This window comes from Paenibacillus phyllosphaerae (assembly GCF_014192105.1).
In the GTDB taxonomy this organism is placed as follows: domain Bacteria; phylum Bacillota; class Bacilli; order Paenibacillales; family Paenibacillaceae; genus Paenibacillus_Z; species Paenibacillus_Z phyllosphaerae.
The window spans coordinates 281,397-296,008 of record NZ_JACHXK010000007.1; the positions used below are offsets into that span (position 1 = coordinate 281,397).

The 14,612-nt window shown below is 59.0% G+C and carries 9 protein-coding genes; all 9 read left to right on the top strand.

Features of this window, described 5'->3' with window-relative positions; genetic code table 11:
• Positions 1 to 151: 151 nt before the first annotated feature.
• The 9 genes from FHS18_RS17505 to FHS18_RS17545 all read left to right on the top strand — a co-directional run bounded on the left by FHS18_RS17505 (position 152) and on the right by FHS18_RS17545 (position 14,522).
• On the top strand, positions 152 to 1,978 hold the full coding sequence (locus FHS18_RS17505; protein WP_183601368.1) for a sensor histidine kinase: 1,827 nt from the start codon (positions 152 to 154) through the stop codon (positions 1,976 to 1,978).
• Positions 1,944 to 3,563 (top strand): response regulator, encoded by a 1,620-nt coding sequence (locus FHS18_RS17510; protein ID WP_183601369.1) that lies wholly within the window; start codon positions 1,944 to 1,946, stop codon positions 3,561 to 3,563. Before FHS18_RS17505 ends, FHS18_RS17510 begins: the two co-directional genes overlap by 35 nt.
• 143 nt (positions 3,564 to 3,706) lie before the next feature.
• The gene (locus FHS18_RS17515; protein ID WP_183601370.1) at positions 3,707 to 5,110 is read left to right on the top strand and encodes an ABC transporter substrate-binding protein; all 1,404 of its coding nucleotides are present in this window, start codon (positions 3,707 to 3,709) and stop codon (positions 5,108 to 5,110) included.
• Between the two features lie 91 nt (positions 5,111 to 5,201).
• Complete coding sequence (locus tag FHS18_RS17520; RefSeq protein ID WP_183601371.1) at positions 5,202 to 6,101, top strand: carbohydrate ABC transporter permease; 900 nt, start codon at positions 5,202 to 5,204, stop codon at positions 6,099 to 6,101.
• A gap of 24 nt (positions 6,102 to 6,125) precedes the next feature.
• The gene (locus tag FHS18_RS17525; protein ID WP_183601446.1) at positions 6,126 to 7,001 is read left to right on the top strand and encodes a carbohydrate ABC transporter permease; all 876 of its coding nucleotides are present in this window, start codon (positions 6,126 to 6,128) and stop codon (positions 6,999 to 7,001) included.
• A gap of 16 nt (positions 7,002 to 7,017) precedes the next feature.
• Entirely contained in the window at positions 7,018 to 9,144 is a 2,127-nt protein-coding gene (locus FHS18_RS17530) for a heparinase II/III domain-containing protein (RefSeq protein WP_183601372.1), read from the top strand.
• Positions 9,137 to 9,475, top strand: a complete 339-nt coding sequence (locus FHS18_RS17535; RefSeq protein ID WP_183601373.1) for a cupin domain-containing protein — start codon at positions 9,137 to 9,139, stop codon at positions 9,473 to 9,475. Before FHS18_RS17530 ends, FHS18_RS17535 begins: the two co-directional genes overlap by 8 nt.
• A complete protein-coding gene (locus FHS18_RS17540; RefSeq protein WP_183601374.1) occupies positions 9,472 to 11,973 on the top strand; it encodes a hypothetical protein in 2,502 nt (833 codons plus the stop codon). Before FHS18_RS17535 ends, FHS18_RS17540 begins: the two co-directional genes overlap by 4 nt.
• Positions 11,974 to 11,993: 20 nt before the next feature.
• Positions 11,994 to 14,522 (top strand): discoidin domain-containing protein, encoded by a 2,529-nt coding sequence (locus FHS18_RS17545; protein ID WP_183601375.1) that lies wholly within the window; start codon positions 11,994 to 11,996, stop codon positions 14,520 to 14,522.
• Positions 14,523 to 14,612 lie beyond the last annotated feature (90 nt).

A 14,612-nucleotide genomic window follows, 5' to 3' on the forward strand; every position in this document is an offset into this window, starting at 1 on the left:
AGGGAACGTGAGCGGCAAGCCGATCATCATGAGCCAACTGCTAGAAAAACCTGACCCCCACCTTGAATTTACCGCATGTTGTCGCCCCCTCGTTTGCTATATAGTGGTAGTATCTAGAGCGTCCTTCACCACTAACAAAGGAGAGCGGCCCATGACCCAATCGCGCTTGCAGCGCTTCTTCTATTCCATCTCCTTCACCAAGCGGCTATGGCTTTCGTTCGTGCTCCTCATTACGCTTAGCCTGGTCTCCGCCGGAACGATCGCCTACCTCATCGCCGCAAGAGAAATTCAGCAAACCGCCTTCCAATCCAGCCGCGACACCGTCAATCAATCCGCCCAAATCGTAAGCGAGCGGATGAAGAATATCGGCACCGCCGTCCGCGCCTTAATGTTCAGCGATGCCTTCCAAGACATGATGCTCGACGTGAAGCAGAACGACAAGAGCGGCTATTACAAGTGGCTGTCGCTGCTGCAGCCGGCTTTCTCGCAGGTGAAATTCAATGACGCCATGATCCACAGCGTGCTGATCGCGACGCCGATCGGCGACTTCTATCCGACCTCGAACGTGCGCAGCGCCGAACATTCCTTCTATGAATCCGAGCTCTATGCCCAGTTCAAGTCGCAGGGACGGGGATTGTGGACGAAAGGGCATACCGACCCTTTCTTCAAGGACGGCGAACGGGTCATCTCGCTGGTCGCCGAAGGGGTGCTCGACCTGTCCGACCAAGTGCAGAATCTCGACGTCTTCGTCGTCGTGAACGTGAAGGAGGGCGATCTGGTCGATCTGTTCATGGACTATCTCAGCCAGAGCGATAAGGAATATGCCTTCCTCGACGCCTCAGGAGGCGAGGTCGCAAGCGCGGGGCAGAGCCGGTCCTCGACATACGGCTTCCTCACGGATTCGGATTTCGGGAAGCAGATTACGGCAGAGGCTTCCGGCTCCTTCTTCTACCGGCATGGCGGGGAATACCTGGTCAACTTCAGCCGGCTCCCCGTCAAGGAGGATTGGATGATCGTCGGCGTCCAGTCCAAGGAGAAACTGCTCGCCAAGCTGAATGGCATCAAGCGCTCGACCACGTACGTCATCTTAGGGTTCGTGCTGCTGTCGCTGATCATCGCCAATCGGCTGACCTATGTGCTGCTGCGTCCGCTCCTCCGTCTCCAGCGGGTGATGAAGCGGGTGGAAGAGAATGACCTCGAGGTCCGGTTCGAAAGTCCGTACGTCGATGAAGTGTCCCAGGTCGGTTATCGCTTCAACCGGATGCTCGACGAGATCGGGCAGCTCATCTCGGATGTGAGGATTCGGGAGCGGGAGAAGCGCAAAGCCGAGTTCAAGGCGCTCACCGCCCAGATGGATCCGCACTTCTTCTATAACACCCTCCATACGATCTACTGCAAATCCGTGCTGGGGGAGAATGATGACGCGGGCGAGATGATCCTTGCCCTCTCGCAGATGTTCCAGCTCAGTCTCAGCGGAGGACGGGATCGAATCACGCTCCGGGAGGAACTTGACCATGTCAGCCAATATATCGCCATTCAGCAGAAATCGTATGAAGGGCTGTTCCATTACCGGATGGAAGCGGACCCGGAGCTATTAGACTGTCTAGTGCCCAAAATCATGCTGCAGCCGCTCGTCGAGAACAGCATCCTTCATGGCTTCCGCGACCGCAGCGCAGGCGGCGAGATCCGAGTAACAGCCACGCTCCAAGCCGGCCTGCTGCAGCTGATCGTGGAGGATAACGGCGAAGGCTTCGACCCGGCACGCGTGCAAGCGGCCATGGATGCGCCGCCCGGCGGCAAACACGGCTACGCGCTGCGCAATATCGTGCAGCGGCTGCAGCTCTTCTACGGCGAAGAGGCCGTCAGCTTCCAGCTCGAGAACAACGACTTGGGAGGCGCGCGAATCGTGGTGCGTTTCCCCCGTGAAGAAGGAGGACAAGACCATGACGGAAACGACGTTGAAGCTGGTCGTCATTGACGATATCCGCAGCGTGGTCGACATGATCACGAAGAAAATTCCGTGGCAGAATTACGGCATCGAGATAGCCGGCAGCGCGACGAACGGCGAGGAGGGGCTCGCGCTCGTCGAAGCGCTCAAACCCGAGCTTGTCCTCACGGACGTTCGGATGCCGAAGATGGACGGGCTGGAGATGACCCGCCGGATCGCGGAGCTGGCCCCGGGCTGCAAAGTCGTGATTTTAAGCGCGTATACCGACTTCGAATATGCCCAGAAGGCGCTCCAATACGGCGCGGTCGACTATGTGAAGAAGCCGTTCGCGATCGGGGATCTGGTGAACGTCATTCAGAAAGCGAGAGAGCTGTGGCTGGGCGAGCAGTCGGAGCGCGACAAGCTGAGAACGATGGAGCAAGCGGTCAAGGAGAGCCTGCCCGCGCTTCGCCAGCAGTATTTGTCCCTCCTGATCAATCATCCGACGGATATCCAGGATACCCGCCAGTGGTGGGGATTTCTGGAGCTGGCGCCGCTTGGGCCGCCGTTTGCCGTCATGGTCATTCAAATCGACCAGCTCACCGACCGGTACGGCAGCCAAGGCGTCAGGGAGCTGGAACTGGCCCGGTTCGCCCTGCAAAATATCGTCGAAGAGACGCTGCAAGCGCACGCGAAAGCCATCGTGTTCCGCGAGGCGTTCAACCGCTATGTCTGCCTTGTGGAAATCGGCAGCTTAACCATCCCGCTGCTCGATCTGGCGGATCACTGCTGCGCGAATATTGCATCCTACACGAAATTCACGATATCCGTCGGCATCGGGGAAGAGACGCCGGAGTGGCGCGGGCTCCCGCGCAGCTACCAGCAGGCACTCAGCGCGCTGTCCTATCATTTCTATACCGGCGGGAACGGCGCATTCCGATACTCGCCGCCCGATAATCAAGGGGAGATGTGGATGTATTCGGCCGAGAGCGAGCAGGAGTTTCTGTTCGCCTTCCGCAGCGGCAATCTCGCCAAATGCACCGCCTGGCTGCAAGCCGTATTCGCCGAGATGGGGGCAGCCCATACGCTGCCGGCACCGAGCGATGTCGAGCATCTGTTCCGGGGGTTGGCGCTGCGGATGTTCCGCATCATGCTCGAGAAATTCTCCCGTCCTGCATTGGAAGCTTTCGAACGCCGCATGGATGCATCTCGGCTCGCCGGCTCAATGGAACTGACCGATTACCGTTCCTGGTTGATCGCCCTGTGCGAGGCGGGCTGCGGGCTGATGGAGCGCGAGCGCAGCAGCGAGTCGCAGCGCATCATCTATCGATCCATGGACTATATCAAATCGAATCTGCATCTGGATCTGACGCTCGAGCTATGCGCGCGGGCCGTCAATCTAAGCTGGGGCTATTACTCGAATCTGTTCAAGAAGGTAACGGGCACGACGTTCCAGCAATACGTGACGCAGCTTCGGATCGAGCGGGCCAAGGAGCTGCTGCTGGCCGATTATCAAGTGCAAGAGATCGCGCAGCAGCTGGGCTACGAGCACCGGCGCTACTTCAGCGAAGTGTTCAAGAAGCAGACGGGACTTACGCCGACGGAATTCAAGGAATCGTTCCTCGGCAAGCCTTAAGCAGGGCGGATCATCCATTCGAGCGAAGACCGCAAGAAAGCTGCCCTCGAACCGCAAGTCGCCGCATTCCAGCCCGGGGTTCGTTTCTTTATGATAAAGATGTAACCGAAAGCGTTCTCAATAGATATAAGGGAGGCTCATCTATGCGTATGAAAAAAGCGGGACTCGCGGTAAGTATCGGATTGCTTGCATTCACGGCAGCCTGCAGCAGCGGGGGCAACACAACGGAGAATTCACCTGCGAACAACCCGCCGGAGAAACCGGTCGAGGGGACGGACAACAAGCCGCAGGAGACCGGCAAGAAGGTGAAACTGTCCTATTGGACGGGTGACCGACACGATCAGGAGTATATTACGGAGGTCATCAAATCGTTCAATGCCTCGAACGCGGACAACATCGAGGTCGAACTGGTCGTCAAGACCGACGATTTCAACCAGGCGATCGATCTGGCCTTCGCTTCCGGCCAGGCGCCCGACCTGATCCGCGTCAAGGAGAACACCATCCAGCCCTGGGTGAAGAAAGGCTATCTGGAGCCGATCGACGGTTTCTTGACGGACGAACTCAAAGCGAAGTTCCCGGTCATTCCAGACTTCAATCAGATCGAAGGCAAAATCTATTCGCTGCCGAATTACGGTTCGACGCTCCGGCTCGTGTACAACAAGGACCTATTCGCCAAAGCGGGCGTCGCGGCGCCGCCGAAGACGCTCGATGAACTCGTCGAGACGGCGAAGAAGCTGACCGAAGCAGGCAAGGCCGAAGGCGCGTATGGCTTCGCGCTTAATTTCAAGAGCACGCAGAGCGCGATGTTCCGCTCCGCAAGGGTCATTGCCGAAGCGAACGGCGACGGCGGTTTCGGCTACGACTTCAAGACGGCCCGTTATGACTGGAGCAGCTACAAGCCGATCATTGAGGCCTTCAAGAAAATGGTCGATGACGGCAGCACGATGCCGGGGATGGAATCGCTCGATATCGATCCGCTGCGCGCGCAGTTCGCGGAAGGGAAGATCGGGATGTACATTTCGTTCTCCTCCGAGCCGGGCGTCTACCAGAACCAGTTCCCGGCCAAGATCGATTGGGCAGCGGCGCCAGTGCCGACTACCGACGGGCAAGTCCACGGCAAGACGTCGTTCACAGGCGGACAATGGCTGGCGATCAACGCGCAGTCGAAGAACAAGGAAGCCGCTTGGAAGTTCATGCAGTACATGTACGGGGATGACATCCTGAAGACGTATCAAGAGAAAGGCTTCGGTCTATCAATGGTGCCATCGATCACGGCTTCGGCCGCCAAACCGTCGATCAACGGCATCGAAGGCTTCATGCCGACGGAGAACGACGGCACGTGGCCGCTCGACCCGACATCCGCGATCAAGGTGGAAGGCATCATGGCGACCGACGCGTTCTTCAAATATATGCTGAGCGGCGGCAACCTCGACGAGATCGTGAATGACCTGAACAAGCGCTACAACGATGCGCTGGACCAAGCGATCGCGGCGGGCGAAGTGACGGCGGAGCCGGATCCTGCTTTTGACCCGATGACGTTGAAATAAGCCATGCTCTAGTGGATGGGACGCCGTGAGCACGTGGCGGCGTCCTTCCTTATGCCAAGGAATGAAACGCGAGCTGCAAGGAGGCAACCTTATGATTCGTCTGCGTCAAACCGGATTTTCGTACCTATTCCTGCTGCCTAGTTTCCTGCTGACGGCGGTACTCGGCATCTACCCGATCGGGTGGGCAATCTGGTACATGTTCTTCGATTACAAGGGCTACGGGACGGCTTCGTTCGTCGGGCTCGATAACTTCGACCGGCTGCTGCGGGATACGCTGTTCTGGGATACGGTCGTCAATACGTTCGTGTATGCCGGCGGCAAGCTGCTGATCACGATCCCGCTCGCCCTTGTGCTGGCGGTCATTCTGAACCGGTCCTTCCGGGGCCGAAGCGCGCTGCGCGCCATTGTTTTCCTTCCCACCATTATTAGCTCCGCCGTCATGGCCGTCGTCTTCTATATGCTGTTCAATTCCTATAACGGCTTGCTGAACCAGTATCTGCTGAAGCTTCATCTCATCCCGGAGCGGATCGACTGGCTCGGTCCCGACCATGCGATGCTGACCGCCATCATGATCGCCGTCTGGGGAGCGATCGGCAACTATATGCTGCTGTTCCTCGCCGGCTTGCAGAATATTCCCCAAGATATCTATGAGAGCTCGTCGCTCGACGGCGCCAGCCGATGGCAGCAGTTCTGGTATCTGACCGTGCCGATGCTCGGTCCCGTCCTGCAGATGGTCATCATGCTCGCGATCATCAACTCGCTCAAAGGTTACGAGAGCATCATGGTGCTGACCGACGGCGGACCGATCGGCAAGACGGAAGTCATGTATCTGTACGTCTACAAACTGTTCTTCCCGACGCCATCCGCCTCGTTCACCGCGGACCAGCAGTTCGGATACGGAAGCGCGGTCGGCTTCGCGACGGCCGTAATCGTCGGTCTTGTAACCATCGTCTATCATCTGTTATCCAGAAGATTGAACCAACTACAGTAAAGGAGGGCCCCGCGTATGACGAATATGGCAACGGTCGTGCAAGCGAAGCGGCCTTCCCGTTATCTTCCGGCTGGACGTATCGGAGGAAAGGTCCTCATCGGACTGTTCCTGCTGATCATCGCCGCGCTCATTCTCTTCCCGCTGATCGTGACCGGCTTCGGTTCGCTGATGACCAATGCGGAGATTACGGCAGGCGGCAAGCTGATTCCGGCCGACTGGCAGTTTATCAATTACAAGGAAGCATGGGTGCAGGCGAATTTCTCGCGCTTCCTGTGGAACAGCTTCTTCTTAAGCGCAACTTCGACGATCGGGACGCTTATCGTAGCCTCCATGGCCGCTTACGTCGTCGAACGAATGACTTTCCCGGGCAAAGCGCTGTTCGTCGGGCTGCAGGCTGCCACCATGTTCATCTCGATCGGCGCGGTCGTGCTGCGCCCGCAATTCCAGCTGATGGTGAAGCTGCATTTGCATACGACGCTGTGGGGCGTCGTGCTGATTCTGATCAGCGCTCACGCGTATATTTTCTTCATCCTGCTGAGTTTCTTGAAAGGACTGTCGCGCGAGTTAGATGAAGCGGCACGGATCGACGGCTGCTCGAACGCGGGGATCTACTGGCGCATCCTGCTGCCGCTGCTCCGACCGGCGCTTGGCGTCGGCGCGCTGTTCACGTTCTGCGGGGCGTGGAACGAATATTTGCGTCCGCTCGTCTTCACGCTGAACAATCCGGAGCTGCAGACGCTGACCGTCGGCTTGTCCTATCTGCGCTATGGCCCGACGGCCGCCGTGCAGACGCACTACATGTTCGCCGGCGCCTGCCTGTCCATTCTGCCGCTGCTGCTCGCCTACGTGGTTGCGAACAAGTCGTTCATGCAGATGACGGCCGGATCGCTGAAAGGATAGGGGGCATTCGAAAGCCATGAATGAACATAGACGCAGCAAGCTCCGCCGCAATGGACGCTCGCCTGTATTCGAGATGGGCATGTCCCGGCTTCGGGAGGAAACGGAGCAGCTGAAGAAGCTCCCTTATGTACCGTTCGCCGTCGCGATAGGGCAATGGACGCATGAGCATCATTGCCATGCGGATGGGTCGGCGCTCCGATTCGATTGGGAGCAGCCGCTTCGGCATCTCTGCCCGGTCTGCGGCAAGGTCTATACCGGCGAACCGTTCGACGGCTGCTGGGTGTCGATCGCCCATAACCGGATCGGCAAGGCGGTCTATTACGCCGCGCTCCTTTATACGATCGAACCGGATGCAGGCTTGCTGGAGATGGCCAAGAGCTGCTTGCTCGCATACGCCGAACATTACGACAGCTACGAGGTGCATGGCAGCATCCCGTATAACGGTCCGGGGAAGCTGTTCGCGCAGACGCTCGACGAGGCGCATTGGATTCTCGATCTGGCCGCGGGCTTCGATCTGCTGGAAGAGCGTTTCACGCCGGAAGAAGCGGCAGGCGTTCGAAGCGGGTTGCTGAAGCCGTGCGCCGAATTCCTGATCGCGAATAAAGAAAATCAAATTCATAATCATGCCGTGCTCATTACCTCTGCGATCTGCACGTTGGGCATTCTGCTCGGGGACGAAGCGATTATCGCCGCCGGACACGACTGGGAATACGGCTTGCGGGATCAAATGGACCGCGGCATTCTCGGCGACGGCTTCTGGTACGAAGGCAGCTTGTCATATCACTTCTATGCGCTGCGGGCGCTGCTCGGATTCGCGCTGGTTGCAGAGGGCTCGGCATGGTGCTTGAAGAACGATCCGCACCTGAAGTCGATGTTCGACTTCCCGCTTCACGTGCTCCTGCCCGGCGGCTGGATGCCTTCGCTCAACGATGCGGGCCCCGCTGATCGCATGACAGCCTATGCGCCGTATTACGAGGCGGCGCTGGATCTGTATGGCGACGACCGCTACCGCGCGCTGCTGCAGGCGTCCTATACCGGCCGGGCATCAGCGGCACGGGATTCGCTCTATGCACTGCTATTCGGCGAAGAGGGAGTGCTGACCGACGCCGATGATGCGGCCGAAGACAAGATGGAAGCACTCATGCGGCGTCCGTATTCTTCGGTTGCGAGCGGACTTACGAAGCTCACGCATCCCTCGGGCTGGCATGCGCTGATTAAGCACGGACCTTTCGGCGGCGAGCATGATCACCTGGACCAGCTAGGCATGCAGTTCGGTTATAACGGCAAGCCGGTCTTGACCGATCCGGGGACGGCCGCCTATGGCGTGCCCGCCCACTACGGCTGGTTCAAGCATACGCTTGCCCACAATACGGTAAGCGTCGGGGGTTATGATCAACCTCCGCGAGACGGTCAGCTCATTCAGCGGCAGGATCGCAGCTGGGGGAGTTGGCTGGAGGTCGCGGTCGATTGGCAATCGCCCGATTACCGGATGAAAGGTCAGATCATTCTCCCCGATGCCTACCGCAGCTGGGAACCTCGGCATTATGAGGGCGTATCGTTCCGCCGGATCATTGCGCTGGCGGACCATCTCGTTCTTGATATCGTGCTGGCAGAATCCGAGGCGGCACGGGTATTTTGCCATGCCCAGCATATGCAGGGGACGTGGGAGGCCGGCGGGAACGGCTGGGTGCCGAGCTCATTTGCCTTCGGTTCGATCGACGACCGCTGGCTGAATCGGCAGCGAGCACGGACGTCGCTTCCATCTGAGTCGTTCCGCTTGCGGAAGCCAGATAATGGGATGCTACATGTGCACGGCTGGTGCTCGGTACCTTCCGTAATGACGGTAGCGGAGACATTGGATATTCCGATGACGGGTATACGTACGACGCTGATCAATGCCACGGAAGCCGTCCATGGCGCGATGTTCATATCTGCTTACGTTCACGAAGCAGATGAAGAAGGAGCCCGGCCAGCGGAGTCGGACCGCGAGAGGCTGCGTGTCCGGACTTCGACAGCCGGTACATGGCACATCGATGTCGAGTCAAGCAGCGGCAATCAGCGATTCACGCTGCAATGGGGAGCGGAAGCCGCGACTTTCTTACAAGCGGGAACGACGGAGGAGGAAGAACTGAATCATGGATAACGGACAATGGGAGCAGGCTGAGCCGGGCGTCCGGCGGCGGATATTCCGACCGGGGGCTTCGCTCATGATGATGGAGGTGCGCTTCGAGCCAGACGCGGAGGGCTGGGAGCATGAGCACCCGCACGAGCAGTTTACGTATTGCTTGCAAGGCAGCTTCGAATTCCGGATCGACGGCACGGTCCATCTGCTGAAGCAGGGCGAAACGCTGTTCATTCCTAGCGGAGCGCGGCATGGCGTCAAGGCGCTGGAAGCGGGCGCGCTGCTCGATACGTTCACGCCGCTGCGGCTTGATTTGCTGGAACGGGCGGGCTGGATCGGTGGGCCGTCATGAAGAAGGAACTTACGTTTCTCAGTTTCTGGGCGATCAACGACAGCCTTCACCTCGGCCGGCTCAATCGGCAGCTGGATGACATGCGCGCCGCCGGATTCGACGGCGTTGTGTTCCATCCGCGGCAGTATCCGGACGATCCGCCTTACTTAAGCGACTCGTATTTCTCCCTCGTCTCGGAAGTCATCCTGTACGCGAAGTCGATCGGGATGACGTTCTGGATCTACGACGAGAACGGCTGGCCGTCGGGCATCGCGGGCGGGGACGTGCTGCTGCGGCGGCCCGAATGCCGCTGCGAATGGATCGAATGGGAGGAACAGGAGGACGGAGGCAAAATTCGATTCGGCTCCAAGCAGGCCGTATCTTCCTTAGATGGGGAAGCAACCGCGCTGTTCCTTCAGCTTACCTATGATGGCTACCGAACTGGGTTGACGCCAGAGGCATTCGGTCATGTAGCAGGCTTCTTCTCCGATGAAGTCGCCTTCCTCGACGGGCACGGGCTGACGCTGAAGACGGGCGCCATCCCATGGGATGCGAGGGTTGTAGAACGTTACCGCTCCCGATTCGGAGGGGAGCTGCTTCCCCTTCTTCCGCTGCTGTTCACCCCTGGCGTAGACGCGGAACTCATCCGTGCGCGGTACTGGGAACTGCTGACCGATCTGCTCGCCGACAATTTCTACAGGCCGGTGGCCGACTGGTGCGCCAAGTACGGCAAGAAATTCACGGCGCATCTGAAAGCCGAGGAGCACCCTTATTTTCAATTGTCGTACAGCGGGTCGTGCCTGGAGATGCTGCGATTCGTAGAAACTCCTGCCGTCGATGCGCTCGAGCGTTATCCCGGCAACGACTATTACCCGAAGATTGCCCGCTCCGTTGCCATGCAGCAAGGGCGGGACGGTGCGCTGGCTGAAGTCATGGGCGGAGGCGGGTGGGGCGTCTCACCCGAGGCGTTCACCAACTATATGTTGTGGCTCGCGGGTCATGGCATCGAGACGTTCGTCGTCCACCTCAATCAGTATCGGCTCGGGACGCAGGCGATTCAGGATTGGCCGCCATCCATGCCCGGGCATATGACATGGCGCGGCGCATTCCCGTCGCTGCTCGACCGGATCAAGGAGACGGCAGCCCGGCAGCCTGACTTGGCCGCCGACCCCGAGCTCTTGATCGTCGTGCCGACGCGCGGCGTCATGGCCGGCTTCGTGCCTCGGGAGGCGATGGGCATGAACGAGCACGACGGCTCGCAAGCGCCGGATACCGAAGCCGCAAGGCTCAGTCTTGCAGCTGTCCAGCTGGTCGAAGCGATTCATCGATCCGGCATTCATGCCGAGCTCACCGAGGAGCGCACGCTCGAGCGGGAGGGAAGCGTGGAAGGCGGCAAGCTTTGCATCGGCCGCCGCGCTTACAGCCGCGTGTTATTCGCCGAAGGATGCCTGTGGTTCGATGAAGGGATTGCGGATCGTCTTATTACCAGCGGTATTGACGTACTGACGCCCTCTGATTGGCGGGAAGCGATGAAGGCCTGTGAGGAAGCTGCCGCCGGCGATACTGCCTATGCAACTGCAGATGCTGAAGCGGAATCAGTTAACCTAGCTGATGCCCTTTCCGAAGCGGTATCCGTGACGCAAGACGGCTGGACCATTCGCAAGCTCCCGCTGCGCAACCAGATGCCGCTCGAATGGGAGACGGCGGCCGATGGCCGGCTGACCGCTTCGATCCGATTGGATCAGTCTCTCATATGTACCGTTCCACTCAAGTTCTTCCTGCACGATCGAGTCGAGTCGCTCCTTGTGAACGGACGCCCGTTGACCCTTACGCCGGAAGGAGACGGATACAGCGCATTATGGGCGGCCAGCGATGCCGATGGCAGTAACGACCTAGCAAGCAGCCACATCATGGAGCTGGTCGTGACGGCTGTCCCGGCTGCTGACGGAGAACCTTGTCCGGCTGCTTATGTACGAGGGAATTTCGTAGTCAACAGCCAGTCAGCGTGGACGGTTCGAGACGGACGCCAGCTGCAGACGGAGGGTCCATTCTTCCTTGGTCCGCAGGAATCCCCACCTGATTCGAGCAACTTAATCGCCGCCGGCTATCCGTTCTGCGATCATCCGGTTACGGCCGCGAAGAGCGTGTGGCTCCCGCGGCTAGAGACGGCTTGTTCATTACGGCTTACGGGGATCGCGGCCGACGCGGCATTCGTCTCCGTCGATGGACGGCCGATCGGCTGGTGCTGGGGACCGGACTGGGCGAGTGCTGTTCCGGCTGGGGCATATCGGGCTGGCGAGACGATCATCGAGGTGGAGCTCTATCCGAGTACGTTCAATGCATTCGGTCCACATCGCCACGTGGACGGCGACCGGCACCTGGTCAGTCCAGATCAGTTCAAGGGGGTGAAGAATTTCGCGGACCGTCCGGATGCGCCGGATCATACGAAGAGTTCGCAATGGCATGCAATTCAATTGGGACTGTCCGGTCCCATCAAGATCATCGCGCCACCTATCTGAGCAAAGGCTGGTGAACGAATATGGTACATGCACAATGGAAGCGTTTGGGGATCGCTCTGGTCCTATTCTGGGTATCGGTAGCCGGCATCATCCCGCCCAAGGCGGAAGCCGTCGGAATATCGCCCACCCAACAAGTTACGCCGACTTCGGAGGCCGCCGCGCTCGCGGCCGCCTCGCTGTCGATCTATCCGCGTCCGTCCATATACAACGCCTCAACCTCCTATGAATTGAAAGCGAATACATTGTCTGTGCCCGTCATTAGTTATGCGCAATACGATTACGCGCACTTCTCCGTAGGCGGTCAGGTGACGCTGGAAGTGACGGCGCTCGGCCAGACGGCGATTACCTCCTATACGATCAGCCCGAAGAAGTGGAATATTCCGGCGTCGAAGAGCGGCAATAAGCTAACCTTCACGCTAGCGAGCGACGAATACCTCATCGTGAAGATCGACAGCAAGAAAGAGCTCATCATCGCTGCAGATCCCCCGGAGACGGATCAGCCGTCCGCTTCGGGCGCAGGGATCTATAACGTGACGTCAGCCGGCTATGCGGCCGATCCGTCGGGCGTCGCGATGTCTACCGGCGCGATTCAGCAGGCGATCCATGATGCCTCCGCGTATGCAGGCGGGCAAGGGATCGTCTATATCCCGCCGGGCGTGTACCGGGTCGGCAACTTGGAGCTTCCAAGCGACGTAGCCGTCTATCTGGCCGGAGGCGCGGTGCTCCGTTTCACCGGCGTGCCGCAGGATTATACCGCGCATTGGCATAAGAATTCCCAGGACCGCGACATTACGTGGTGGATCTATACGCAGCCCGGATCGACGAACATCAAGCTATACGGCCGGGGGACGCTCGATGGGAATGGCAAATACGCGGTCGATACCTATGACTTTGCCAACAACATTCTCGTGCCGATCGGCACATCGCACTTCTCGCTGGATGGCCTGATCATCCGCGATTCCGGATCGTGGGCCGTCACGCCTGCGCGTTCCGATCATTTGACCTTCACGAACATGAAACTGTTCAACCGGCTCGATATGGGCGAGAACGACGGCATCGACATCAACGAATCGCAGGACGTGACGGTCACGAACGCGATCGGGATCGCGCTCGACGATCCTTTCTCCACGAAGACGTGGGATCAGACGGTGGATATCAGCCTCAGCTGGCCGGGAGCGCCGGAGCCGAATACGCGCATCGTATTCGACGATCTGCTCGCGTGGACGTACTGCTATGCGTTCAAGGTCGGGCAGGGCGTCCGCCAGAATCAGAGCGAGATTACTTTCCGCAACGGCGTCGTCTATAACGCTTCGGTCGGGTTCGGGATCGACCATAAGTATGGCTCAGGCGCGATTACCGGCGTCACGTTCGAGAACATCGACGTGGAGCAGATCGGCACTTGGCTCGGTCCGCTTCGCTCTTGGTCGGATTTCGTCATCGCCGGTGCCGACGGATTCGGCGGCGGTCCGATCAATACGCTCACGCTGCGCAACATCAATGTCCGGGATAAAGGACAGAGCGCGGCCAGGCTGAGAGGCTATAGCGACTCCGTCAAGATCCAGAACGTGACGCTCGACCGGGTCTACATGCCGGGGAGCAGCTCGCCCGCGCAGACACTGGCCGAGATGAACATCCTAAGCCGCGCGTATCATACGCCGGTGACCATTCTTCCGGTGCAGGCGCCCGAACCGGTGCAGCGGGTCAATCTCGCAGCGGGGAAACTGGCGACGGCCTCTTCCTCGAAGGCCGATCCGAGTTTGTCGGTCGACGGCAATCTGTCCACGCGCTGGGGTTCCAATTATACGGATAATGAATGGTACAGCGTTGATCTCGGTTCCGCGGCTCGGCTCGATGGGGTTAAAATGTATTGGGAAGTCGCCTACGGCAAGAACTACACGATTCAGACATCCCTGAACGGAACAAATTGGACGACGGTCTACAGCACGACCGCAGGCGACGGAGGTACGGACGATATCGCATTCGCACCAATTAATGCCCGGTATGTCAGGATGAACGGGACGCTGCGAGGATCCATCTACGGCTATTCGATCTGGGAATTCGAAGTCTATGGCGAGACATCGAACCTGGCTGCAGGCGCGAGCGTATCCGCTTCAAGCTCCGTCGAGAACAGCAATTGGTCCACCGTGCGGGCGGTCGACGGTCAACGCAGCTCGGTTGCGGGTTCGATGGGCTGGACGAGTAACAATAGTTTAACGGTCGATCATACCGAGTCGGTCACGCTGGATCTTGGTTCGGCGAAGGGAGTAGGGCGGGTCGACCTGTATCCGCGGAACGATGCGGGGAACGTCGGACAGAATTTCCCGGTCGATTTCATCATCCGCACGTCGACGGATAACGTGAATTGGACGACGGTGAAGACGGTGACGAATTACGCGCAGCCGGGCAATACCGTGCAGCACTTCGACTTCAACGCGTCCTCGGCCCGATGGATTCGCATCGAGGGAACGAAGCTGCGCGCCAATCCGACCGATGCCAACCGTTACCGGATGGCTTTCGCCGAGATTGAAGTGTACAAATCGGCACAATAGAAGCCTCGCAGTCAGCTAGCAAAATGCGATGGCGTCACCGGGACATCTTCCGGTGACGCCATTCGTTTTCAGTCAATATTTTCTCCATAC

Coding starts and splice junctions, on each gene's coding strand:
- FHS18_RS17505 (WP_183601368.1), top strand. CDS start 152: ATGACCCAATCGCGCTTGCAGCGCTTCTTCTATTCCATCTCCTTCACC.
- FHS18_RS17510 (WP_183601369.1), top strand. CDS start 1,944: ATGACGGAAACGACGTTGAAGCTGGTCGTCATTGACGATATCCGCAGC.
- FHS18_RS17515 (WP_183601370.1), top strand. CDS start 3,707: ATGCGTATGAAAAAAGCGGGACTCGCGGTAAGTATCGGATTGCTTGCA.
- FHS18_RS17520 (WP_183601371.1), top strand. CDS start 5,202: ATGATTCGTCTGCGTCAAACCGGATTTTCGTACCTATTCCTGCTGCCT.
- FHS18_RS17525 (WP_183601446.1), top strand. CDS start 6,126: ATGGCAACGGTCGTGCAAGCGAAGCGGCCTTCCCGTTATCTTCCGGCT.
- FHS18_RS17530 (WP_183601372.1), top strand. CDS start 7,018: ATGAATGAACATAGACGCAGCAAGCTCCGCCGCAATGGACGCTCGCCT.
- FHS18_RS17535 (WP_183601373.1), top strand. CDS start 9,137: ATGGATAACGGACAATGGGAGCAGGCTGAGCCGGGCGTCCGGCGGCGG.
- FHS18_RS17540 (WP_183601374.1), top strand. CDS start 9,472: ATGAAGAAGGAACTTACGTTTCTCAGTTTCTGGGCGATCAACGACAGC.
- FHS18_RS17545 (WP_183601375.1), top strand. CDS start 11,994: ATGGTACATGCACAATGGAAGCGTTTGGGGATCGCTCTGGTCCTATTC.